At 62.8% G+C, this 22,542-nt stretch carries 15 protein-coding genes, 2 tRNA genes and 3 rRNA genes; 6 read left to right on the forward strand and 14 right to left on the reverse strand.

Translation table 11 applies throughout. The features are described 5' to 3' along the window. Nucleotides 1-21: 21 nt before the first annotated feature. The 7 genes from SFA35_RS17285 to SFA35_RS17315 form a co-directional block, all read right to left on the reverse strand. Complete coding sequence (locus SFA35_RS17285) at nucleotides 22-1,116, reverse strand: lactonase family protein (protein WP_320571759.1); 1,095 nt, start codon at nucleotides 1,114-1,116, stop codon at nucleotides 22-24. Between the two features lie 124 nt (nucleotides 1,117-1,240). Then, nucleotides 1,241-2,146, reverse strand: coding sequence for a metal ABC transporter substrate-binding protein (locus SFA35_RS17290; protein ID WP_320571760.1), 906 nt, complete (start codon nucleotides 2,144-2,146; stop codon nucleotides 1,241-1,243). Further along, nucleotides 2,143-3,024, reverse strand: coding sequence for a metal ABC transporter permease (locus SFA35_RS17295; RefSeq protein ID WP_320571761.1), 882 nt, complete (start codon nucleotides 3,022-3,024; stop codon nucleotides 2,143-2,145). Before SFA35_RS17295 ends, SFA35_RS17290 begins: the two co-directional genes overlap by 4 nt. Further along, nucleotides 3,021-3,770: an ABC transporter ATP-binding protein gene (locus SFA35_RS17300; RefSeq protein ID WP_320571762.1), complete on the reverse strand. Its 750-nt coding sequence runs from the start codon at nucleotides 3,768-3,770 to the stop codon at nucleotides 3,021-3,023. Before SFA35_RS17300 ends, SFA35_RS17295 begins: the two co-directional genes overlap by 4 nt. Continuing rightward, on the reverse strand, nucleotides 3,767-3,892 hold the full coding sequence (locus SFA35_RS17305; protein ID WP_320571763.1) for a hypothetical protein: 126 nt from the start codon (nucleotides 3,890-3,892) through the stop codon (nucleotides 3,767-3,769). The genes SFA35_RS17300 and SFA35_RS17305 overlap by 4 nt, the downstream gene beginning before the upstream one ends. Before the next feature lie 125 nt (nucleotides 3,893-4,017). Next, nucleotides 4,018-4,194, reverse strand: coding sequence for a hypothetical protein (locus SFA35_RS17310; RefSeq protein WP_320571764.1), 177 nt, complete (start codon nucleotides 4,192-4,194; stop codon nucleotides 4,018-4,020). A 39-nt stretch (nucleotides 4,195-4,233) separates the two neighbouring features. After that, on the reverse strand, nucleotides 4,234-5,691 hold the full coding sequence (locus SFA35_RS17315) for an FAD/NAD(P)-binding protein (protein WP_320571765.1): 1,458 nt from the start codon (nucleotides 5,689-5,691) through the stop codon (nucleotides 4,234-4,236). A gap of 256 nt (nucleotides 5,692-5,947) precedes the next feature. On the opposite strand from SFA35_RS17315, the gene SFA35_RS17320 reads away from it, so the two are divergent. Then, a complete protein-coding gene (locus SFA35_RS17320; protein WP_320579084.1) occupies nucleotides 5,948-8,005 on the forward strand; it encodes an ATP-binding protein in 2,058 nt (685 codons plus the stop codon). Here the strand turns inward: SFA35_RS17320 and SFA35_RS17325 are convergent. Then, a complete protein-coding gene (locus SFA35_RS17325) occupies nucleotides 8,002-8,703 on the reverse strand; it encodes a CerR family C-terminal domain-containing protein (RefSeq protein ID WP_320571766.1) in 702 nt (233 codons plus the stop codon). The genes SFA35_RS17320 and SFA35_RS17325 overlap by 4 nt on opposite strands. Nucleotides 8,704-8,821: 118 nt before the next feature. Here SFA35_RS17325 and SFA35_RS17330 point away from each other — a divergent pair, with 118 nt between their 5' ends. The 3 genes from SFA35_RS17330 to SFA35_RS17340 are packed head-to-tail and all read left to right on the forward strand — an operon-like array spanning nucleotide 8,822 to nucleotide 12,919. After that, a complete protein-coding gene (locus SFA35_RS17330; RefSeq protein ID WP_320571767.1) occupies nucleotides 8,822-9,925 on the forward strand; it encodes an HlyD family secretion protein in 1,104 nt (367 codons plus the stop codon). Further along, nucleotides 9,918-11,498 (forward strand): DHA2 family efflux MFS transporter permease subunit, encoded by a 1,581-nt coding sequence (locus SFA35_RS17335; protein WP_320571768.1) that lies wholly within the window; start codon nucleotides 9,918-9,920, stop codon nucleotides 11,496-11,498. Before SFA35_RS17330 ends, SFA35_RS17335 begins: the two co-directional genes overlap by 8 nt. Continuing rightward, a complete protein-coding gene (locus SFA35_RS17340; RefSeq protein ID WP_320571769.1) occupies nucleotides 11,495-12,919 on the forward strand; it encodes an efflux transporter outer membrane subunit in 1,425 nt (474 codons plus the stop codon). The genes SFA35_RS17335 and SFA35_RS17340 overlap by 4 nt, the downstream gene beginning before the upstream one ends. 474 nt (nucleotides 12,920-13,393) lie before the next feature. Here the strand turns inward: SFA35_RS17340 and rrf are convergent. The 5 genes from rrf to SFA35_RS17365 form a co-directional block, all read right to left on the reverse strand. Further along, nucleotides 13,394-13,509, reverse strand: a 5S ribosomal RNA gene (gene rrf, locus SFA35_RS17345). Nucleotides 13,510-13,649: 140 nt separating this feature from the next. Continuing rightward, a 23S ribosomal RNA gene (locus SFA35_RS17350) occupies nucleotides 13,650-16,542 on the reverse strand. 252 nt (nucleotides 16,543-16,794) lie between these two features. Continuing rightward, nucleotides 16,795-16,870 (reverse strand) — tRNA-Ala (locus SFA35_RS17355). A gap of 30 nt (nucleotides 16,871-16,900) precedes the next feature. Further along, nucleotides 16,901-16,977 (reverse strand) — tRNA-Ile (locus SFA35_RS17360). 122 nt (nucleotides 16,978-17,099) lie between these two features. Continuing rightward, nucleotides 17,100-18,636 (reverse strand): 16S ribosomal RNA (locus SFA35_RS17365). The 16S, 23S and 5S rRNA genes sit together here with 2 tRNA genes alongside, the layout of an rRNA operon. A gap of 625 nt (nucleotides 18,637-19,261) precedes the next feature. Here SFA35_RS17365 and rhtA point away from each other — a divergent pair. Together rhtA and SFA35_RS17375 are read left to right on the forward strand one after the other, a co-directional pair. Continuing rightward, the gene (gene rhtA, locus SFA35_RS17370) at nucleotides 19,262-20,149 is read left to right on the forward strand and encodes a threonine/homoserine exporter RhtA (RefSeq protein ID WP_320571770.1); all 888 of its coding nucleotides are present in this window, start codon (nucleotides 19,262-19,264) and stop codon (nucleotides 20,147-20,149) included. Nucleotides 20,150-20,317: 168 nt separating this feature from the next. Beyond that, the gene (locus SFA35_RS17375) at nucleotides 20,318-20,599 is read left to right on the forward strand and encodes a hypothetical protein (protein WP_320571771.1); all 282 of its coding nucleotides are present in this window, start codon (nucleotides 20,318-20,320) and stop codon (nucleotides 20,597-20,599) included. A gap of 3 nt (nucleotides 20,600-20,602) precedes the next feature. Here the strand turns inward: SFA35_RS17375 and SFA35_RS17380 are convergent, their stop codons facing one another. Beyond that, a complete protein-coding gene (locus tag SFA35_RS17380) occupies nucleotides 20,603-22,411 on the reverse strand; it encodes an aminopeptidase P family protein (protein ID WP_320571772.1) in 1,809 nt (602 codons plus the stop codon). Nucleotides 22,412-22,542 lie beyond the last annotated feature (131 nt).

The following is a 22,542-nucleotide window of genomic DNA, read 5'->3' on the forward strand; positions in this document are numbered from 1 at the left end:
GCCCGGCAAGGTCCTTAGCGCTTACAACCGCACCACTTCGATCCACACCTGATTACGCCCCGCCGGCGCCTCGCCGGTGCGGGTCAGGCTACCGTCCTCCGGGTCGATGTCATAGCTGGCGAACTTCTCGCTCTTCTCGCCACTGACCAGCAGCCAGCGACCGTTGGCCGAAAAGGCGATATTGCGCGGCTGCTTCTCCTGCACCGGGTAGTAGCCCAGCCAGGTCAGTTCGCCGCTGTCCGGGTCGACGGCGAAGGCCGATACCGAGCTGCTGGTGCGCTCGCTGAAGTAGAGCAAGGTCCCGTCCGGGCTGAGCTTGATGTCGGCCGCCCAGATACGCGGCGTCGGGTCGTCCTTGCCGTCGTTGTTGCGCGCGTCGCGGACGATCCCCTGGGCCAGTTTCGACGTCTCGGGAATCCCCACTTCGCGGGCCGACTGGCTCAGGGCCCCGGTGTCGGGATCGATCAGGTAGGCGGTGACCGCGCCGTCGGTTTCGCCCAGCACATAGAGGAAGCGGCCGTTGGGCGAGAACGCCAGGTGACGTGGCCCGCTGGAGGCGGTCGCGGCGATCTTGCCGCCGTCGATGGCACTCAGGTCGCCGCTGTCATGCAGGCGATATTGCAGCACGTGATCGGTGCCCAACTCGCCGATGTAGACGAAGCGGTTGCTGTTGTCAGTGCGCACCGAGTGGGCATGCATGCCGGTCTTGAGCACGCAGGTCGGCTCGGCTTCGACACTGTGGTCGGGATTGATTGCTTGCACGCTGACCAGGTCATCGCCATAGGAAGCGCCAAAGAGGAACTGGCCGCTGCGGTCGGTGGACAGGTAGGCCATGCTGCCCGGCAGCGGCGTTTCGCCGACATGGCGCAGCGTCCCGGTGCCGGGTTCGATGGCAAAGCGCACCGAGCGCGGCGCCTGGCCGCGCAGGGCGACGTAAAGGGAACTGCGGTCGGGGCTGACCGCCATGGGTGAAGACTGCTCGCCGGCGACCACCGTATCGATCAGGGTCAAGGCGCCGGTCTGCTCGTCGAGCCGGTAGTGGCTGATCAAGCCGTCGGCGGTGCTGGACACGTAGACGAACGTGGTCGCAGCGGCGGCGCAAGTTTTACTGACCATCGGAATGTCCCTTTCTTGGCAAGGCAGAAGAATGGACCATCCTACGTCCGGCGGCAAAAGGCCGGCAAGCGCGGGGACGGATGTTTCATGCCCCGGCCTGCCTGGTCGCCCCAACCTGGGTCGACTATTGGGCCGCCGGGAGCGGGTGTTTCATGGCCGTCACCAACTGGTCGACGTTGTAGCGGAACATCTGCGCGTAGGTCGCTGCCGGGCCGTCCGCCGGGCTCAGCGCTTCCACGTACAATTCGCCACCCGGCTGCGCGCCACTGGCCGCAGCGATCTGCTTGACCAGGCGCGGGTCGCCGGAGTTTTCGAAAAAGTACGCGCTGACCCGCTCCTGCTTGATCTGACGGATCAACTTCGACACGTCGGCCGCCGACGCCTCGTTCTCGGTCGAAAAGCCCAGCGGCGAGATGAAGTTCACCCCATAGGCGTCGCCGAAGTAGCCGAAGGCATCATGGGAAGTCAGCACCTTGCGCTGCGCAGCCGGCACTGCCTGCACCTGGGCCCGGGCATAGGCGTCAAGGCCCTGCAACTGCTGGATGTAGGCTTTGCCGTTGCGCTCGTAGTCGGCGGCGTGGGTCGGGTCGGCCTGGTCCAGCGCAGCGATGATGTTGCGCACGTAGATCACGCCATTGGCGGCGCTGTTCCAGGCGTGCGGGTCGACGATTTTTTCACCGTCTTCCTGCATGCCGCGGGTCTTGATGCCCTGCGACAACACCACCGGCGTGCCGGCATAGCCGGACGCCTTGATCAGGCGGTCCATCCAGCCTTCCAGGTGCAGGCCGCTGACGAAGGCGATGTCGGCATTGTGCAGCGCCTGGGCGTCGGCCGGCGTCGGCTCGTAGACGTGGGGGTCGCCGTTGGGGCCGATCAGCGAGGTGACCTGCACGTGTTCGCCGCCGACCACATGGACCATGTCGGCGATCACCGTGAACGAGGCCACGGCGTGCAGCGGCTCGGCCTCGGCCAGCGCGTTGAACGTCAGGGCAAACGCCGCGAGGGCGGGCAGCAACGAGAGCTTTTTCATACAGGTCCTTGGTCCGACAGGTGGGGTTGTGGAAACAGCCGGCGCAGGATGCCCGTGCGCCCGAACAGCACCGAGAAGGCGTAGAAGGCGCTGGCCGACAAGACAATGGCCGGCCCCGAGGCCACGCCCAGGTGATAGGAGACGATCAGGCCGATAAAGCCGGACAAAGTGGCGATCAGCGTCGAAATCAACATCAGCGCGCCGAGCGAAGTCGCCCAGAAGCGCGCGGCGGTGGCCGGCAGCATCATCATGCCCACGGCCATCAGGGTGCCCAGCGCCTGGAAGCCCGACACCAGGTTGAGCACCACCAGCAGCAGGAACAGCACGTGGTACAGCGAGCCACGCCCGCCTACGGCGCGCAGGAAACCGGGGTCGAAGCACTCCATCACCAATGGGCGGTAGATCAGGGCCAGCAGCACCAGGGTGAACGAGGCGATGGCGGCCACCAGGTGAATGGCGTCGGCGTCGATGGCCAGGATGGTGCCGAACAGCACGTGCAGCAGGTCGACGTTGGAGCCGTGCAGCGACACGATCATCACCCCCGCCGCCAGCGAAGTCAGATAGAAGCTGGCGAAGCTGGCGTCCTCGCGTAGCGTCGTCAGGCGGCTGACCAGGCCGGCCAGCAGGGCCACCGCCAGGCCCGCGACCAGGCCGCCAAAGCCCATCGCCGGCAATGACAAGCCACCGAACAGAAAGCCTACCGCAGCCCCGGGCAGCACGGCGTGGCTCATGGCGTCACCGACCAGGCTCATGCGCCGCAGCATCAGCAAGACGCCCACCGGGCCCGAGCCCAGGCCCAGGGCCAGGCAGGCCACCAGCGCCCGGCGCATGAAGCCGAACTCGACGAAGGGCTGGATCAACGAGGTGTATAGGATCACAGGCCCGCCTCCCCGGCCACGCACGGCAGGCTGTCGGGGCTCCAGGCCTCGGCCATGTTGCGCGCCCGGCGCAGGTTGTCGGCGGTCAGCACGCTCAGGGTGTCGCCCCAGGCGACGGCGCTGCGGGCCATCAACAGAGTCTGGGGAAAGTGCCTGCGCACCTGATCGAGGTCATGCAGCACGGCGATCACCGTACGGCCCTGGCGGTGCCAGCCACTGACCAGCGCCAGCAGGTCTTCGGTGGTGCGTGCGTCGATGGCGGTGAATGGCTCGTCGAGCACGATCACCTTGGCGTCCTGCATCAGCAGCCGAGCGAACAACACGCGCTGCAGCTGCCCTGACGACAGCGAGCCAATGCTGCGCGCTTCGAAGCCTTCCAGGCCCACCGCCGCCAATGCCTGCACGCTGCGCTCGGCCTGGGCGCGGCTGAGCCCCAGCAGCGCGCCGATCTGGCCCCAGGCGCCCATGGCCACGGTATCGCCCACGCTCAGCGGAAAACTGCGATCGATCTCCGCCGCCTGGGGCAGGTAGCCGATGGTGCGCGCACTGAGCCGGCCCAGATCGACCTTGCCCTGGGCCGGCTTCATGACGCCGACCAGGGCCTTGATCAAGGTCGACTTGCCGGCGCCGTTGGGCCCAACGATGGCGGTCAGGCTGCCGGCGGCGAACTGGCCGCTGATATGGTGCACGGCCGCGCGGCGTTCGTAGCTGACGGTCAGATTGGACAACTCGATGGCGGCGCTCATGGAATCGCCACCGCCCACTCTACGGCCAGCCACAGCAGGGCCAGAGCGCCGAGCGCCAGGAGAATGCGATAAGCCGCCGAGCGGGCGAGCATGGAGTGAGCGAGGGAGCGGCGAGCAGTCATGGTGGCCTGGGCAGTGATGAGCGGCCACGCATGCTAACAGCGAGTGTTATGTTATAACAACTTATTTAAATGACAGAAAATTCAGCTGGCTGTGGAAGGGGCAGGCCCCTTCCACAAGCGTCGTCTCATTTGGTGAAGGGCGGATACTCCGGATCATCAACCCCACTGTCCGGCTTCACATCCGGATCACCTTCAGGCACCTCGGCCGGATGGGTCGGGTCGACATCGGGATCGGCCACGTCGGGCGAATCCTCGTCGAAACCCGGGTCATTGGGGGTGCTGGCATTGGCAATAGACGTCATGGCAACCTCTGATCCATGGCCCGGCGATTGCGGGCCCTGTCATTCTGAGGCCGGGCCGGGCCTGGAGTGCGACGCCGCTGACGAGTGGTGCTGTTGCACCAGGGTCATGGCCAGCGCCTTGGCCTGGGCGGCGACGTCGGTGACCGCCGTGCTTTCCCACCACAGCCCGCGCAGCGGCGGCCCCATGGCGAACAGCCGCTCGCTGGCGCGGCCATCGGCGCCCAGCACCGCCCCGGCGGCGGTTGCAGCGATGCCCAGCGCCAGCGGCCCCGGCTGCACCAGGCCGCGGGCCAGCAGCTGGCGCGGGAGGGGAAGGTCGACCCGGCGCCAGTCGTACTCGATGCCACTGGAGTTGATTAGCGCATCCCCGGCCACTGTCTCGACCTCAAGGCAGCCACGCCGGCGCAGGCGGATCCGCACCGGCCCTTGATCGCCGGCGTCCAGGCCCTTGAACGATGCCGCCTCGATGCTCAGCCGACCGCTGTCCAGCAGGCGGGCCAGCAGCGCTCCACCCTGGGGCGGCGAGCGGTGGTGATGGCTTTCCCACCAGGGCCGCACGTGACGCACGAACTGCCGGCGCTGGACATCGCTGGCCTGGCTCCACAGGCGGCCGATGTGTGCCCGCACCGTGTCCAGTGGAGCTTGCCAGTCGATGCCCGCCGCTGCTGCCAGCCGGCATTGCCGGCGCAGCTCGTGGAGCAGCTGGCGCGGCGTGCGCAGGCTGTGGTCGGCCGCCAGAAAGTCCTCCCAGGCCGGTGGCTGGCGGCGCACATGGGGCAGCAGGCCATGGCGCGAGAAGACCTGGATGGGGCCGCGGTGGCCGGCTTGTTGCAGCGACTCGACGGCGTCGACCATGGTCAGCCCGGCGCCGATGATCAGCACCCGCGCCTGCTCGGGGAGCTGGCGCATCGCTGCGACGTCCCAAGGGTCGAGGGCGCGGGCATTCAGGCCGCTGGACTGGCGCTGCGGCGTGCGCGCCGCCGGAAACATGCCGGTGGCCAGCACTGCGGCCCGGCCGGCCAACACCTGACCGTCGGCCAGGGTCAGACGCACCCCGCCCGCCTGCACCTCCAGGTCCACCGCTTCGCCCTGTACGTGCTCGACGCTGCGGCCGAGGCCTGCGCCCGCCGCGCAGGCTTCGCGCAGGCGCTGCTGGACATAGACGCCAAACAGCCCGCGCGGCGGGAACAACTCGGCAATCGGCACATGTTGCTGCCTGGACTGCGGCCAGCCGCCCTCGGCAATGTGGGTCGTCAGCCACTGGCTCAGGTCGTCGGCGTTGTCCGGGTCGACGCTCATGCGCGCGGCGTTGCCGTTCAGGGTATGGCCCAGCTCTGTGGCGCTGTAGGCCTCGCCGCGGCCCAGTTCGGCGCGCCGCTCGACCACCCGCACCCGCCGCGCGCCCGGCAGGCGCATCAGCTGCAACGCCAGCAGTGCGCCGCTGAGGCCGCCACCGATGACCAGGATGTCGTTTGTCGCGGGCGCAGCTGCTGTCATGGGTCCGTCTCTGCAGGGGGTTGCCCGGCATGATGCCGGGCCGACCCATCCCCGGCAAGGCTCACGATCCCTTCGACAAATCCGCGCCAATCGCCGATGATTACCGGGCAATCGACCTGGACCAGCGTTCCCCCGGCAGCGCCCGCGGCAGCGCTATTTTTTTGCCCGGGCCTGGCGTCCGACCCACTGACATGAAAGCACTCGCGTGACCGACGATACTCTCAACCAGCTTGACCAGCAGGCGCTTCAGGCCGAGGTGGTGCGCCTGCACCTGGCCGTCGAGCGCAGCGAGGAGCGTTTCCGGACCATCCTGGAAACCATCGAGGCGGCATTCGCCATCGTCCAGGTCAAGTTCGATGCCGACGACCACCCGGTAGACTACCGTTTCCTTGAAGCCAACCCGGCGTTCGAACGCCAGGCCGGGGTCAACCTGCGCGGCAAATGGGTCACCGAGTTCGCCCCGGACCTGGAAAAATTCTGGTTCGAGACCTACGGCCACGTCGCCAAGACCGGCGAGTCGGCCAACTTCGAGAGCTACGCCAACACCTTCGAGCGCTGGTTCGACGTGCGCGCGGTGCGCGTGGGCGACCCGGCGCAGCGGCAGATTGCGATCTTCTTCAGCGATGTGACCGGCCGCCGCCGTGCGGAGGAGCGCCTGCGCGAAAGCGAGGCGATCGCCCGCGAAAACATCGAGCGGGTGCAGCTCGCCCTGGCCGCCGGGGCGATCATCGGCACTTGGCACTGGCACCTGCCCACCGACCGCTTCACCGTCGATGAAGCCTTCGCCCGCGCCTTCGGCCTGGACCCGGCCCTGGGCCGCGACGGCTTGAGCCTGGAACAAGTGGCGGCCACTGTGCACCCCGACGACCGCGACAGCCTGCTGCTGGCCATCAACGAAGCGGTGACCCGCGGCGGCGCCTACTCGCACCAGTACCGGGTGCGCCGCGACGACGGCCGCTACTACTGGATCGAGGCCAATGGCCGCGTCGAACACAGCGAAGATGGCACACCGCTGCGCTTTCCCGGCGTGCTGATCGATGTCGAGGAGCGGCGCAGCGTCGAGGCCGAGCGCGACCGCGCGACCACCGCCCTGCGCGCGCTCAACGACACCCTCGAGCAGCGCGTCGCCGAACGCACCGCCGAGCTGATGCAGGCCGAGGAGAAGCTGCGCCAGTCGCAGAAGATGGAAGCCGTCGGACAGCTCACCGGTGGCCTGGCCCATGACTTCAACAACCTGCTGGCGGGTATCTCCGGGGCGCTGGAGCTGATGGGCAAGAAGATCCTGCAGGGCCGCTACGCCGACATCGACAAGTACATGCTCAGTGCCCAGGGCGCCGCGCGTCGGGCCGCCGCGCTGACCCACCGGCTGCTGGCGTTTTCCCGCCGGCAGACCTTGGACCCGCGCCCCACCGACGTCAACAGCCTGGTCGACGGCATGGCCGAGCTGATCCGGCGCACGGTCGGCCCCGGCATCCTCCTGCACACGGTCGGCGCCCCCGGCCTGTGGCCAGTGCTGGTGGACGCCAGTCAGCTGGAAAACGCCCTGCTCAACCTCTGCCTGAACGCCCGCGATGCCATGCCGGACGGCGGCAGCATCACCATCGAGACCGCCAATTGCCTGCTCGCCCATGATGCCGCCAGCACCTACGGCATCCCGTACGGCGAGTACCTGTCGCTGTGCGTCACCGACACCGGCACTGGCATGACGCCGGAAGTGATGGCCAAGGCCTTCGATCCCTTCTTCACCACCAAACCGACCGGCCAGGGCACAGGCCTGGGGTTGTCGATGATCTACGGCTTCGCCGAGCAATCCGGTGGCCAGGCGCGTATCCAGTCCAGGCTCGGCCACGGTTCGACTATCTGCCTGTACCTGCCGCGCTACCACGGCGAAGCGGCCCCTGAAGAAAACGCCAGCGGCGAACCGACCGCCGCGTTCGCCGAGGCCGGCGAGACCATCCTGATCGTCGAAGACGAACCGACCGTACGCATGCTGCTGACCGACGTGCTCGGCGAGCGCGGCTACACCTTGATCGAGGCAGCCGACAGCATCGCCGGGCTCAAGGTACTGCGCTCGGACGTGCACATCGACCTGCTGATCACCGATGTCGGCCTGCCCGGGGGCATGAACGGGCGGCAGTTGGCGGACGCCGGACGCGAAGTGCGCCCGCGGCTCAAGACCCTGTTCATCACCGGCTACGCCGAAAACGCCGCCATCGGCAACGAACAGCTGGGCCACGGCATGCAGGTGCTGACCAAGCCGTTCGCGGTGGATGTCCTCGCCGCCCGGGTCAGCGCCTTGCTGCAGGCAGGCTAGGCGCCTTTCTGCCGGGCCAGGCCCTCGAGGGTGAAGCGTGCCTGGGTCAGCACCACGTCACGCACCCGTTCCATCTGCGCCTGATCGATGCTGGTCCATTTCAGCGCGGCCAGCAGCCCAGGCTTGCGGATACGGAACGCCAGGCCCTGGGTGAACAGCGCCATGGCATGAATCACCGTGCGTTCATCGTCCACCGCCAGCCCCGCCAGCCGTGCGATCAGCAGGCGGATCACCTGGCTGATACGCGCCTTGAAGCGCTCCTCGAACGCCTGGGTCGCGCTCGGCGGACACAAGCCGGCCTGATGGCGCTCGAGAAAGTTGCCCATGGCCGTGGTCTGCGGGTCGTCCTGGATCGACGCCAGCACCGCGCTGAGCAGCTGCAGGGATATCTCGATCAGCAGCTGGTCGGGCGTCGCCGGGTCGGCCAGGGCGCCGTGGGCGGCTTCGACCGAGGGCCCCATGCGCTGCCATAGCCGTTCGATGAGGTGCTCAACGCACGCCAGGTAGACCCCTTCCTTGCCATCGAAGTAGTACTGGATGGCCGGAGCGTTGACCCCGGCGGCGGCAGCGATCTCCCGGGTGGAAGCGCCGTCGTAGCCACGCTCGGCAAACACCGCCACCGCCGCCTCGACGATTCGCAGACGGGTTTCTTCACCGCGCTGGTAACCGCCCTCGGCAGTCGGTCTGTGTCGTGCCATGAGGCCGCTCTCCTGTGCATTGGCGGTCGATGAAAAGCATGCCGGCCAAAATATACCAGTTGACAAAATTTGGCGAACATCTGATTTTATTCCAAACGGTATATTTTGGAGTGGCCCCATGCCGCCTGCAGTCTCCTCCCCCAGCCCATCCATCCCACCCGAAGAGCAGCGCGGCAAGGCCCGCCGAATTCTCCTGACGCTGGTCGGCGTTGCCTTGCTGCTCGCGCTGGGCTGGGGCCTGTGGTGGTGGCTGAACGGGCGCTTCATGCAAAGCACCGATGACGCCTACCTGCAGGCCGACAACATCAGCGTGGCGCCGAAGATCAGCGGTTACGTCGGCGAGGTGCTGGTGACCGATAACCAGTACGTGCGCCGTGGCGACGTGCTGGTGCGCCTGGATGCCCGCAAGTACCAGGCGGTCACCGACCAGGCCAGCGCCACCATTGCCGCGCGCCAGGCCGACCGGGCCAAGGCCGAGGCCGACCTGGTGCAGCAGGATTCCACCATCGCCGAAGCCAGCGCCCAGCTGCAAGGGGCCCAGGCCGACGTGCGCCACGCGCAGACCGAGGTCGCCCGCTATGCCCCGCTGGCGCGGTCTGGCGCCGAGCCCGAGGAGCGCCTCGCGCAACTGCACAACCAGCTCGACCAGGCCCGCAGCACCCTCGCCGCCCGCCAGGCCGCGTTGCGCTCCAGCCAGACCCGCTACGCCACCTTGCAGGCGCAGCTCAAGCAGGCTCGCGCGCAACTGGGCGTGGCCCAGGCCAGCGCAGCGCAGAGCCAGCTGGATGTCGATGATGCGGTGATCGTCAGCCCCCTGGACGGCCGCATCGCCGACCGCGGCGTGCGCGTCGGCCAATACGTGCAGCCTGGCACGCGGCTGCTGACGGTGGTGCCTGTCGACGCGCTGTACCTGACCGCCAATTTCAAGGAAACCCAGATCAGCGCCATGCACGCGGGCCAGGCCGTCACCGTGCACGTCGATGCTCTGCCCGGCCATGACCTGCAAGGCCGCATCGACAGCCTGGCACCCGGCACCGGCGCGCAATTCGCGCTGCTGGCCCCGTCCAATGCCACCGGCAATTTCACCAAGATCGTCCAGCGCGTGCCGGTGCGCATTGATCTGCAGGTGCCCGACGCCCTGCGTGGGGTGTTGCTGCCCGGCCTGTCAGCGACCGTCGAGGTCGACACCCGCACCACTGCGGCGGACGCTCATCATGGCTGAGTCCGCGCTGCACCCGGCGGCGGCCGAAACGCCGCGCAATGCCTCGCTGACCGACTGGATCGCCGTGGCCGCCGGCTCCCTGGGAGCGCTGCTGGCGACCCTGGACATCTCCATCACCAACTCGGCACTGCCGCAGATCCAGGGCCAGATTGGCGCCACCGGCAGCGAAGGCACCTGGATCGCCACCGGCTACCTGATGTCGGAAATCGTCATGATTCCGCTGGCCGCCTGGCTGACCCGGGTATTTGGCCTGCGCCGATTTCTGATCGGCACGGCGCTGATGTTCACCCTCTTCTCGATGTTCTGCGGCCTGTCATCGAGCCTTGGCGCGATGATCGCCGGACGTATCGGCCAGGGTTTTGCCGGCGGCGCGATGATCCCCACCGCACAGACCATCGTGCGCACTCGCCTGCCTACCCATCAGTTGCCGATCGGTACCACGCTGTTCGGCATGACCGCCATCCTCGGGCCACTGCTGGGGCCGGTCATCGGCGGCTGGCTGACCGAGAACATCGATTGGCGCTGGTGTTTCTTTCTCAATCTGCCCATCAGCGTGGCGTTGATCACCCTCCTGCTGACCGGGCTGCCGAGTGAGCGGATGAACCTGGCACAATTCATCGAGGCCGATTGGCTGGGTATTCTGGGCCTGGCCATGGGGCTGGCATCGCTGACCGTGGTGCTCGAGGAGGGCCAACGCGAACATTGGTTCGACTCGGTGCTGATCACCTGGCTGAGCCTCGCCTCGGCGATCGGTTTCTTGCTGATCGCCATCGGCCAGTGGCGCGCACGCACGCCCATTCTGCGCCTGCAGCTGCTGGGCAACCGCAGTTTCGCCAGTGTGCTGCTGATCGGCACCGCCGTCGGGGCGGGCCTGTATGGCACGGCCTACCTGGTGCCGCAGTTTCTCGGCATTCTATCGGGGTACAACGCCGAGCAGTCGGGGTCGATCATGCTGCTGTCGGGCATTCCGGCGTTCATTGTGCTGCCCTTCCTGCCAAGGATTCTTGGCCGTTACGATCTGCGCTACATGGTCGGCGCCGGTCTGCTGCTGTACTGGGCCAGCTGTTTTCTCGACACCGAGCTGACCACAGCCAGCGTCGGCCACGATTTCATCGGGTCGCAGTTGCTGCGCGGCTGCGGCCAGATCCTGGTGATGATGCCGCTCAGCCAGCTGAGCATGCGCTCGGTGGAGGCCCGACATGCCGGCGACGCTGCCGGGCTGTATAACATGTCGCGCAACCTGGGCGGCACCTTCGGCCTGGCGCTGCTGGGCATCCTCATGGACCGCCGCAGCCACTTTCACGACAGCGCCCTGCGTGAAGGCATCAGCGCCAACAGCAGCCTGGCCCAGGACCAGATCACCAGCTGGACCGCGAGCTACCTGGCGCAAACCGGCGACCCCGGCACCGCGCAGCTGCAGGCGTTCGGCCAACTGGCCAACGACATCGCCCAACAGGCTGCGGTGATGGCCTACAACGACGCTTTCTATGCACTCGGCCTGGCCATGCTGGCCTGCCTGCCACTGATCTTCCTCCTCAAAAAGCGCACAGCGCCGGCTGGCCCTCGCCCATGAATATCCGCTTTGTCTACACCTTGCTCGCCAGCGCCTGCCTCGCCGCTTGCACGGTGGGCCCCAACTACCCAGGCGCCCCCGCAGTGGCCACCGGGACCCTGAGCGCCGGGCGCCTGCCGCATGCAGGCAGCGAGGCCAGCAGCCCGGCGGTGGCCCGCTGGTGGCTGGCGCTGGGTGACCCGACACTGGACCAGCTGATCGATCAGGCTTTGCGCAACAGCCCGGACATCGCCAGCGCTGCCGCCCGCTTGCGCCAATCGCGGGCCAGCCTGAGCGGCGCCAGGGCCGATGCCCTGCCCAAACTCGGCGCCGAAGCCGACATGCTCAAGCTGCGCTCTCCTGACCTGTCTGCACTGAGCGGCGACAGCAGCGGGGGCGGTCGGGGCCCGTTGACCTTCTACCTGGCAGGTTTCGATGCCAGCTGGGAGGCCGACCTGTTCGGTGGTACCCGGCGCGCCGTGCAAGCGGCCAGCGCCGAGGCCGACTCGGCCCAGGCGCGGCTGGCCGACGCCCAGGTACAACTGGCCGCCGAGGTGGTGCAAAGCTACGCCGACCTGCGTGAATGGCAGGGACGGCTTGCCCTGGTGGATGCCAGCGTCGACATCGAGAGCCAGGCCCTGGACCTGACCGGGCAGCGTCGCAGCCGCGGCGTGGCTTCGCAACTGCAACTGGAGCAGGTGCTGACCCAACTGCAGGACACCCGCGCCCAGCGCCTGCCACTGCAAGCCTCGATGGTCGAGTCGCTGGACCAGCTGAGCTTGCTTTGCGGCCTTGAGCCGGGCGCTGTCGACGCTCGCCTGGCACCGTCGCAACCCATGCCAAGGGTGCCCGCCAATGTGCCTTACGCCGACCCGGCAGCCATCCTCAAGGCTCGTCCGGACATCCGCGTCGCCGAACGCCAGTTGGCCTCGGCCTATGCGCAGATCGGCGAGAAGCAGGCGGACTGGTTCCCCAAGCTCAGCCTGATGGGCGACCTCTCGTTCTCGGCGGCAGACCCCGGCCACCTGGTGCGCAAGGACAACGGCACCTGGCTCCTGCTGCCGCGTCTGACCTGGAACGTGCTGGACTTCGGCCGCGTCAGCGCCAGTGTCAAAGGCGCCGAGGCCAACCGCGACCAGGCGCTGGCGCAATACAAAGGCGTGGTCCTCGGCGCCCTGCGCGACGCCGATGTGGCACTGGCCCGCTACGGCCACCAGCGCCAGAATCTGCTGCTGTTGCAAGACGTCGAAGCGTCCGCTGGGCGCGCCGCCGACCTGACCCGCCAGCGCTACCGCGCCGGCACTGCCAGCACCCTGGATTGGCTTGACGCTGAACGTACACGCTATCAGGCGCAGGAGAACCGGATCTCGGGCGACGCCGCCTTGCTCAAGGATTTTGCCTCGCTGCACAAGTCCTTGGGGCTGGGTTGGCAGCTGGATTGAGCGGCACTTGATGGGAAAGCGACAGGCCTGTCGCGCAGCTGTAAAGACGCCCCCTGCCAGTACCTTGGCGCATCGCCAAGTTGTTCATTTTCCGAGCAAAGCTGTCCAAGGCAGGTGGCACAAGCCTTACAGCGACTTATCCACAGAGATACCCAAGATTGTGGTGGATAACTTGCTGCGGCCGCGCGTTGGTGGGGGTGAGAACTGCAGATTTGGCAAGCAGAAAGTGCGGTTGGTGAAGAGATTCGCAAGCCTTCCGCTCTAGTGGGAGAGGTGGGTTGTGGGAGGGGGCGAAGCCCCAGCGAGGCCGTCAGGCCGGTTTGATCTGCAGGATCAAAAGATCGTGGGCTGCGCCCACTCCCACATTGCCCGCATTGCACCAGGCCCTGCATGGCAGCTGGGCCTGCCTTGGGCGTTTTCCAGGCACAAAAACAAAACCCCATCTGCGCGAGCAGATGGGGTTCTGGAATTTAATCTTGACGATGACCTACTCTCACATGGGGAAACCCCACACTACCATCGGCGATGCATCGTTTCACTGCTGAGTTCGGGATGGGATCAGGTGGTTCCAATGCTCTATGGTCGTCAAGAAATTCGGGTGCCGAGGTGTCTTTTGAGGGACAACTCGGCAAATCAGGTATGTGATGTTTGTGAGTCGCAAATTTTCGTGCTGTTGTCGTCTTCACAACACCGCAATCTGGTCGTTCGACGCAAATTGCTTGGGTGTTATATGGTCAAGCCTCACGGGCAATTAGTATGGGTTAGCTCAACGCCTCACAGCGCTTACACACCCCACCTATCAACGTCGTAGTCTTCGACGGCCCTTCAGGGAACTCAAGGTTCCAGTGAGATCTCATCTTGAGGCAAGTTTCCCGCTTAGATGCTTTCAGCGGTTATCTTTCCCGAACATAGCTACCCGGCAATGCCACTGGCGTGACAACCGGAACACCAGAGGTTCGTCCACTCCGGTCCTCTCGTACTAGGAGCAGCCCCTCTCAAATCTCAAACGTCCACGGCAGATAGGGACCGAACTGTCTCACGACGTTCTAAACCCAGCTCGCGTACCACTTTAAATGGCGAACAGCCATACCCTTGGGACCGGCTTCAGCCCCAGGATGTGATGAGCCGACATCGAGGTGCCAAACACCGCCGTCGATATGAACTCTTGGGCGGTATCAGCCTGTTATCCCCGGAGTACCTTTTATCCGTTGAGCGATGGCCCTTCCATACAGAACCACCGGATCACTAAGACCTACTTTCGTACCTGCTCGACGTGTCTGTCTCGCAGTCAAGCGCGCTTTTGCCTTTATACTCTACGACCGATTTCCGACCGGTCTGAGCGCACCTTCGTACTCCTCCGTTACTCTTTAGGAGGAGACCGCCCCAGTCAAACTACCCACCATACACTGTCCTCGATCCGGATAACGGACCTGAGTTAGAACCTCAAAGTTGCCAGGGTGGTATTTCAAGGTTGGCTCCACGCAGACTGGCGTCCACGCTTCAAAGCCTCCCACCTATCCTACACAAGCAAATTCAAAGTCCAGTGCAAAGCTATAGTAAAGGTTCACGGGGTCTTTCCGTCTAGCCGCGGATACACTGCATCTTCACAGCGATTTCAATTTCACTGAGTCTCGGGTGGAGACAGCGCCGCCATCGTTACGCCATTCGTGCAGGTCGGAACTTACCCGACAAGGAATTTCGCTACCTTAGGACCGTTATAGTTACGGCCGCCGTTTACCGGGGCTTCGATCAAGAGCTTCGCTTGCGCTAACCCCATCAATTAACCTTCCGGCACCGGGCAGGCGTCACACCCTATACGTCCACTTTCGTGTTTGCAGAGTGCTGTGTTTTTAATAAACAGTCGCAGCGGCCTGGTATCTTCGACCGGCATGAGCTTACGGAGCAAGTCCTTCACCCTCACCGGCGCACCTTCTCCCGAAGTTACGGTGCCATTTTGCCTAGTTCCTTCACCCGAGTTCTCTCAAGCGCCTTGGTATTCTCTACCCAACCACCTGTGTCGGTTTGGGGTACGGTTCCTGGTTACCTGAAGCTTAGAAGCTTTTCTTGGAAGCATGGCATCAACCACTTCGCGTCCTAAAGGACACTCGTCATCAGCTCTCGGCCTTAAGATCCCGGATTTACCTAAGATCTCAGCCTACCACCTTAAACTTGGACAACCAACGCCAAGCTGGCCTAGCCTTCTCCGTCCCTCCATCGCAGTAACCAGAAGTACAGGAATATTAACCTGTTTTCCATCGACTACGCTTTTCAGCCTCGCCTTAGGGACCGACTAACCCTGCGTCGATTAACGTTGCGCAGGAAACCTTGGTCTTTCGGCGTGGGTGTTTTTCACACCCATTGTCGTTACTCATGTCAGCATTCGCACTTCTGATACCTCCAGCAAGCTTCTCAACTCACCTTCACAGGCTTACAGAACGCTCCTCTACCGCATCATCATAAGATGATACCCGTAGCTTCGGTACCTGGTTTGAGCCCCGTTACATCTTCCGCGCAGGCCGACTCGACTAGTGAGCTATTACGCTTTCTTTAAAGGGTGGCTGCTTCTAAGCCAACCTCCTAGCTGTCTAAGCCTTCCCACATCGTTTCCCACTTAACCAGGATTTTGGGACCTTAGCTGACGGTCTGGGTTGTTTCCCTTTTCACGACGGACGTTAGCACCCGCCGTGTGTCTCCCATGCTCGGCACTTGTAGGTATTCGGAGTTTGCATCGGTTTGGTAAGTCGGGATGACCCCCTAGCCGAAACAGTGCTCTACCCCCTACAGTGATACATGAGGCGCTACCTAAATAGCTTTCGAGGAGAACCAGCTATCTCCGAGCTTGATTAGCCTTTCACTCCGATCCACAGGTCATCCGCTAACTTTTCAACGGTAGTCGGTTCGGTCCTCCAGTCAGTGTTACCTAACCTTCAACCTGCCCATGGATAGATCGCCCGGTTTCGGGTCTATTCCCAGCGACTAGACGCCCTATTAAGACTCGCTTTCGCTACGCCTCCCCTATTCGGTTAAGCTCGCCACTGAAAATAAGTCGCTGACCCATTATACAAAAGGTACGCAGTCACAGAACAAAGTCTGCTCCCACTGCTTGTACGCATACGGTTTCAGGATCTATTTCACTCCCCTCTCCGGGGTTCTTTTCGCCTTTCCCTCACGGTACTAGTTCACTATCGGTCAGTCAGTAGTATTTAGCCTTGGAGGATGGTCCCCCCATATTCAGACAAAGTTTCTCGTGCTCCGTCCTACTCGATTTCATGACAAGGAGATTTTCGCGTACAGGGCTATCACCCACTATGGCCGCACTTTCCAGAGCGTTCCGCTAATCTCCAAGCCACTTAAGGGCTGGTCCCCGTTCGCTCGCCACTACTAAGGGAATCTCGGTTGATTTCTTTTCCTCAGGGTACTTAGATGTTTCAGTTCCCCTGGTTCGCCTCTTGCACCTATGTATTCAGTACAAGATAACTGTCTTATGACAGCTGGGTTCCCCCATTCAGACATCTCCGGATCACAGTCTGTTTGCCGACTCCCCGAAGCTTTTCGCAGGCTACCACGTCTTTCATCGCCTCTGACTGCCAAGGCATCCACCGTATGCGCTTCTTCACTTGACCATATAACCCCAAGCAATCTGGTTATACTGTGAAGACGACATTCGCCGAAAATTTGCTTTCTCAAGTCAATTGAGAGTAACTCACAAATTTTACCTTAGCCTGAACAACACCAGTGAAAGTGCTATCCAGTCTATACTTCTATCACATACCTAAATTTTTAAAGAACGATCTAGTCAAAGACTAGAAATCAACATTCACGCATCAATCATCTGATGGAATGCTCATTTCTAAGCTTTAAGGCAGAAGCAGTAATGGTGGAGCCAAACGGGATCGAACCGTTGACCTCCTGCGTGCAAGGCAGGCGCTCTCCCAGCTGAGCTATGGCCCCGTATCTCTACAGGCGTTTCCCACACAAAATTGGTGGGTCTGGGCAGATTCGAACTGCCGACCTCACCCTTATCAGGGGTGCGCTCTAACCAACTGAGCTACAGACCCAATTTCGAGCTTGTAGCCGTTAGCGTGAGCTATCAGCTTGGAGCATAAAGCTGCTTCTATCGTCTTCTTCAATGAATCAAGCAATTCGTGTGGGTGCTCATGAAACAGATGATGTCGTCGATTAAGGAGGTGATCCAGCCGCAGGTTCCCCTACGGCTACCTTGTTACGACTTCACCCCAGTCATGAATCACACCGTGGTAACCGTCCTCCCGAAGGTTAGACTAGCTACTTCTGGTGCAACCCACTCCCATGGTGTGACGGGCGGTGTGTACAAGGCCCGGGAACGTATTCACCGCGACATTCTGATTCGCGATTACTAGCGATTCCGACTTCACGCAGTCGAGTTGCAGACTGCGATCCGGACTACGATCGGTTTTGTGAGATTAGCTCCACCTCGCGGCTTGGCGACCCTCTGTACCGACCATTGTAGCACGTGTGTAGCCCAGGCCGTAAGGGCCATGATGACTTGACGTCATCCCCACCTTCCTCCGGTTTGTCACCGGCAGTCTCCTTAGAGTGCCCACCTTAACGTGCTGGTAACTAAGGACAAGGGTTGCGCTCGTTACGGGACTTAACCCAACATCTCACGACACGAGCTGACGACAGCCATGCAGCACCTGTCTCAATGTTCCCGAAGGCACCAATCCATCTCTGGAAAGTTCATTGGATGTCAAGGCCTGGTAAGGTTCTTCGCGTTGCTTCGAATTAAACCACATGCTCCACCGCTTGTGCGGGCCCCCGTCAATTCATTTGAGTTTTAACCTTGCGGCCGTACTCCCCAGGCGGTCAACTTAATGCGTTAGCTGCGCCACTAAGAGTTCAAGACTCCCAACGGCTAGTTGACATCGTTTACGGCGTGGACTACCAGGGTATCTAATCCTGTTTGCTCCCCACGCTTTCGCACCTCAGTGTCAGTATGAGTCCAGGTGGTCGCCTTCGCCACTGGTGTTCCTTCCTATATCTACGCATTTCACCGCTACACAGGAAATTCCACCACCCTCTACCCTACTCTAGCTTGCCAGTTTTGGATGCAGTTCCCAGGTTGAGCCCGGGGATTTCACATTCAACTTAACAAACCACCTACGCGCGCTTTACGCCCAGTAATTCCGATTAACGCTTGCACCCTCTGTATTACCGCGGCTGCTGGCACAGAGTTAGCCGGTGCTTATTCTGTCGGTAACGTCAAAATTGCTTCGTATTAGGAAACAACCCTTCCTCCCAACTTAAAGTGCTTTACAATCCGAAGACCTTCTTCACACACGCGGCATGGCTGGATCAGGCTTTCGCCCATTGTCCAATATTCCCCACTGCTGCCTCCCGTAGGAGTCTGGACCGTGTCTCAGTTCCAGTGTGACTGATCATCCTCTCAGACCAGTTACGGATCGTCGCCTTGGTGAGCCATTACCCCACCAACTAGCTAATCCGACCTAGGCTCATCTGATAGCGCAAGGCCCGAAGGTCCCCTGCTTTCTCCCGTAGGACGTATGCGGTATTAGCGTTCCTTTCGAAACGTTGTCCCCCACTACCAGGCAGATTCCTAGGCATTACTCACCCGTCCGCCGCTGAATCGAAGAGCAAGCTCTTCTCATCCGCTCGACTTGCATGTGTTAGGCCTGCCGCCAGCGTTCAATCTGAGCCATGATCAAACTCTTCAGTTCAATGCTGCATGGGTTTTGAGAAAACCCTAAACTTGGCTCAGCAATCGTTGGTTACATCTTTGATTTCTCGCAGAGTAACTTGTGATGCTGATAATCTAGTGACGATCAGTCTTATCTCACAAGCACCCACACGAATTGCTTGATTCAGTTGTTAAAGAGCGGTTGGTTGATTCTTTCGTCTCAACCGAGGCGCGCATTCTACGCTTTCCTCAGAGCCTGTCAAGCGTTTATTTTGAAGTTTTTAACGACAATCTCGTTAAGAACCAAACACTTGACTCGCTTCGATCTCTCGTCAGCGGGAGGCGAATTCTACAGCGTTTCAAACCGCTGTCAACCACCTTTTTCACCGCTTTCGATCGTCAGGCCCAAGCCCGCATCGAAGCACCACCTCGCTGCTTACTTCGGTTAACTCATTGAATATCAAGGAGTTTTCCGTTTCGTCTGCGCCGGAAGTGGGGCGAATTATAGACAGATCTCGGAAGGCGTCAACCCCCCATTGAAGGGATTCTGCAAAGAAAAGAAATTGCGCAGTATATTGCTCATTTTCTCGATCTTGCTCATCATGTGCGTATGGAGGCGCTGCCTGCGTATTCCTTCTTCTATATACAGCCGGACCTGCCCTTACATGAACACCATCAAACCCAGTCTCGCCAGCAGCCTGTTTCCTGTCGGCCTGCTGCTGATTGCCATGGCCTCGATTCAATCCGGAGCCTCACTGGCCAAGCAGCTGTTTCCCCTGATCGGCCCACAAGGCACCACCACCCTGCGCCTGCTTTTTGCCAGCCTGGTCATGCTGCTGTTGCTGCGCCCCTGGAGGGCCCGATTCAACGCCGCGTCGTTGCGCAGTGTGGTGGTCTACGGCATATCCCTGGGCTGCATGAACCTGATGTTCTACATGTCGCTGCGCACGGTGCCACTGGGCATCGCCGTGGCATTGGAGTTTACCGGTCCGCTGGTAGTGGCCCTGTATGGCTCGCGTCGCGCCATCGACTTCGCCTGGATCGCCCTGGCTGTGCTGGGCCTGATCCTGTTGGTTCCCATGGGTGACGCTGCCGCCGGCATAGACCTGGTGGGGGCAGGTTTCGCATTGGGTGCCGGAGCGTTCTGGGCACTGTACATCGTGTATGGGCAAAAAGCCGGGCATGACAATGGCGTGCAGACTGCCGCCCTGGGCGTGATGATCGCCGCACTGTTCGTGGCGCCGGTAGGTATGGTCCACGCCGGAGCCGCCCTGCTCAACCCGGCGCTGATACCGTTGGGAATCGGCGTTGCAATCCTTTCCACAGCCCTGCCCTACAGCCTGGAAATGGTCGCTTTGACGCGTCTGCCAGCGCGCACCTTCGGCACCCTGATGAGCATCGAGCCGGCATTCGGTGCCTTGTCGGGGCTGTTGTTTCTGCACGAGGTGCTCAGCGTCACCCAGTGGCTGGCGATCGCCTCGATCATCGGTGCGTCGGTGGGTGCGACCCTGACGCTGCGCAAGGACAGCGCGCCAGCCGTTGCCATGGATTGAACGGGTCAGGTCCAGCATGATGGCCATTTGCGTTGGCGGGCCGGTCTGTTTAGTCTGTAGTCCGGCAATAAACGCCAGCACGCAGTTGACCCGGACAAGGAGCGTTCCTGGGAATCAGTGCGAACCCATCGCAGCCGAGACCACTCGCGCATGCCAGCAAGGATATCAATGAAACACGCCACGCTACTGGTTACCGCGCTGCTGCTGAGCGCTTGCGCAGCCACCCAGTCGTCACACGTCACCCGCGGCAAGAAGGGCTTGCACATCAACTGCTCCGGGCTTTCGTCGAACTGGGAGCAGTGCTATCAGAGCGCTGCCGATTCGTGCGCCCCCAAGGGCTACAAGATCATCGCCAAGTCCGGCGATGCGGTGGAAGACCCTGGGGACTACCCGTTCGGGCTGAACCCGGCCGGGTATACCAGCCGGAGCATGATTGTCATCTGCCGCTGAACGTCACACTGCCACTGTGCGCTCCTGTAACCAGGCCAGGCCAGCGCCGTCGAGCAGCGGGCTGAGCCGTTCGCGCACTTGAGCATGGTAGTCGTTCAACCATTCGCGTTCCTCCTGGGTCAGCAGCTCCAGCTGCAGGCAACGCGTGTCGATCGGGCACAACGTCAGCGTCTCGAATTCAAGGTACTCACCAAACTCGCTGCCGGCAGCCGCTCGATTCAGCACGAGGTTCTCGATCCGCACGCCCCACCGGCCGGGGCGATACGTGCCCGGCTCGATGGAAGTGATCATGCCCGGCTGCATGGCCGTCTGCGGCGTGGCGGGCGCCTGGTAGGCGATGACCTGAGGGCCCTCGTGCACATTCATGAAATAGCCGACGCCATGCCCGGTGCCATGCCCGTAGTCGACGCTGTCGGCCCACAGCGGCGCCCGAGCGATGGCGTCCAGCAGCGGTGACAGGATGCCCCTGGGAAAGCGCGCCCGGGACAGCGCCGACATGCCCTTGAACACCCGCGTGCAATCGCGCTTCTGCTCGCTGCTTGGCGTGCCGACGGGCACCATGCGGGTGATGTCGGTGGTGCCGCCCAGGTACTGGCCGCCGGAGTCGATCAACAGCAGGCCGTCGCCCTCGATCACTGCGTGGGACTGCTCGGTCGCTCGGTAATGCGGCATGGCGCCGTTGGCGTTGAAGGCGGCAATGGTAGCAAAGCTTGCCGACACATAATCCGGACGCCGCGCGCGGGCGGCGGTCAGCTCGGTGTCGATATCCACTTCCGTGACCCGCCGTTGGCCCAGTGCCGATTCCAGCCAGGCAAAGAACTCGCACAGCGCCGCGCCGTCCTCGGCCATGGCCTGGCGGATGAATCGGGCATCGGTGTCGCTCTTGCGCGACTTGGCCAGCGTGGTGGGATTGAGTCCTTCGAGCAACTGCACCTGACCGTCAACGTGATCAAGCAACCCGCAGGTGACCCGCACCGGGTCGATCAGCAACGCGCTTTGCGCCGGGATCGCCGCCAGCGCCGCGCCGACTTCGGCGTAGTCGCGCAGGCCGATCCCTTCGTGTTGCAGTTGCCCGGCCAGCTCGGCGTCCAGCTTGCCAAGGTCGAGGAACAGCTCGGCGCTGTCCTGCCCCACCAGGGCAAAGGCCACGAAGACCGGGTTGTAGGTCACGTCGGAGCCGCGCAGGTTGAACAACCAGGCGATGTCGTCCAGGGTCGCCAGGAAATGCCATTGCGCGCCGCGTTCGGCCAGGCTTTCGCGCAAGGCGGCAAGCCGGCTGGCGCGGCTCTCACTGGCGTAGGGTGGCAGGTGGGCATATACCGGGTTGCCTGGGAGCGGCGCGCGATCATGCCAGAGCGAGGCCACCAGGTCGGTGTCGGTGCGCAGGCGGGCCCCGCGCGCCTGCAGCTTCTCGCGCAGAGTGCGGGCAGAAGCCAGGGCCATGACGGCGCCATCCACGGCGACCACGTCGCCGGCGCCAGCCTGCTCGGCGAGCCAGTCCAGCGGGCCGGGCTGGCCGGGGCGCAGCTTCATGAGGGTGATGCCACTGCCGGACAGCTCCTTGTCAGCCTGTTCCCAATAGCGGCTGTCCACCCACAAGCCGGCAAATTCGCCGGTGACCACCAGGGTACCCACCGAACCTTGAAAACCCGACAACCACTGCCTGGCCTGCCAATAGGCTGGCAGGTATTCGGAAAGATGAGGGTCGGCAGACGGCACCAGCAAGGCGCTGACGCCCTCGTCGCGCAACAGCGCGCGAACCTGCTGCAGGCGCGCAACGACCTGGGTAACGGATGAAGACTGGGTACTCATGGGGCTGGAACTCCTGCTCGCCACTCTGTGCTTTCCCGGCAGGGAAACAGATCAAGGGGCAGATAATGGAGCACACCCTCCTCTGCGGCAACCGTCAGCAACATTTGCAGACACAGCGGCCAGTCGCGGGC

Origin of the sequence: Pseudomonas sp. HR96 (genome assembly GCF_034059295.1) — a bacterium.
Classification (GTDB): domain Bacteria; phylum Pseudomonadota; class Gammaproteobacteria; order Pseudomonadales; family Pseudomonadaceae; genus Aquipseudomonas.

Coding starts and splice junctions, on each gene's coding strand:
- SFA35_RS17340 (WP_320571769.1), top strand. CDS start 11,495: ATGAATATCCGCTTTGTCTACACCTTGCTCGCCAGCGCCTGCCTCGCC.
- SFA35_RS17290 (WP_320571760.1), bottom strand. CDS start 2,146: ATGAAAAAGCTCTCGTTGCTGCCCGCCCTCGCGGCGTTTGCCCTGACG.
- SFA35_RS17380 (WP_320571772.1), bottom strand. CDS start 22,411: ATGAGTACCCAGTCTTCATCCGTTACCCAGGTCGTTGCGCGCCTGCAG.
- SFA35_RS17375 (WP_320571771.1), top strand. CDS start 20,318: ATGAAACACGCCACGCTACTGGTTACCGCGCTGCTGCTGAGCGCTTGC.
- SFA35_RS17285 (WP_320571759.1), bottom strand. CDS start 1,116: ATGGTCAGTAAAACTTGCGCCGCCGCTGCGACCACGTTCGTCTACGTG.
- SFA35_RS17335 (WP_320571768.1), top strand. CDS start 9,918: ATGGCTGAGTCCGCGCTGCACCCGGCGGCGGCCGAAACGCCGCGCAAT.
- SFA35_RS17300 (WP_320571762.1), bottom strand. CDS start 3,770: ATGAGCGCCGCCATCGAGTTGTCCAATCTGACCGTCAGCTACGAACGC.
- rhtA (WP_320571770.1), top strand. CDS start 19,262: ATGAACACCATCAAACCCAGTCTCGCCAGCAGCCTGTTTCCTGTCGGC.
- SFA35_RS17310 (WP_320571764.1), bottom strand. CDS start 4,194: ATGACGTCTATTGCCAATGCCAGCACCCCCAATGACCCGGGTTTCGAC.
- SFA35_RS17315 (WP_320571765.1), bottom strand. CDS start 5,691: ATGACAGCAGCTGCGCCCGCGACAAACGACATCCTGGTCATCGGTGGC.
- SFA35_RS17305 (WP_320571763.1), bottom strand. CDS start 3,892: ATGACTGCTCGCCGCTCCCTCGCTCACTCCATGCTCGCCCGCTCGGCG.
- SFA35_RS17325 (WP_320571766.1), bottom strand. CDS start 8,703: ATGGCACGACACAGACCGACTGCCGAGGGCGGTTACCAGCGCGGTGAA.
- SFA35_RS17330 (WP_320571767.1), top strand. CDS start 8,822: ATGCCGCCTGCAGTCTCCTCCCCCAGCCCATCCATCCCACCCGAAGAG.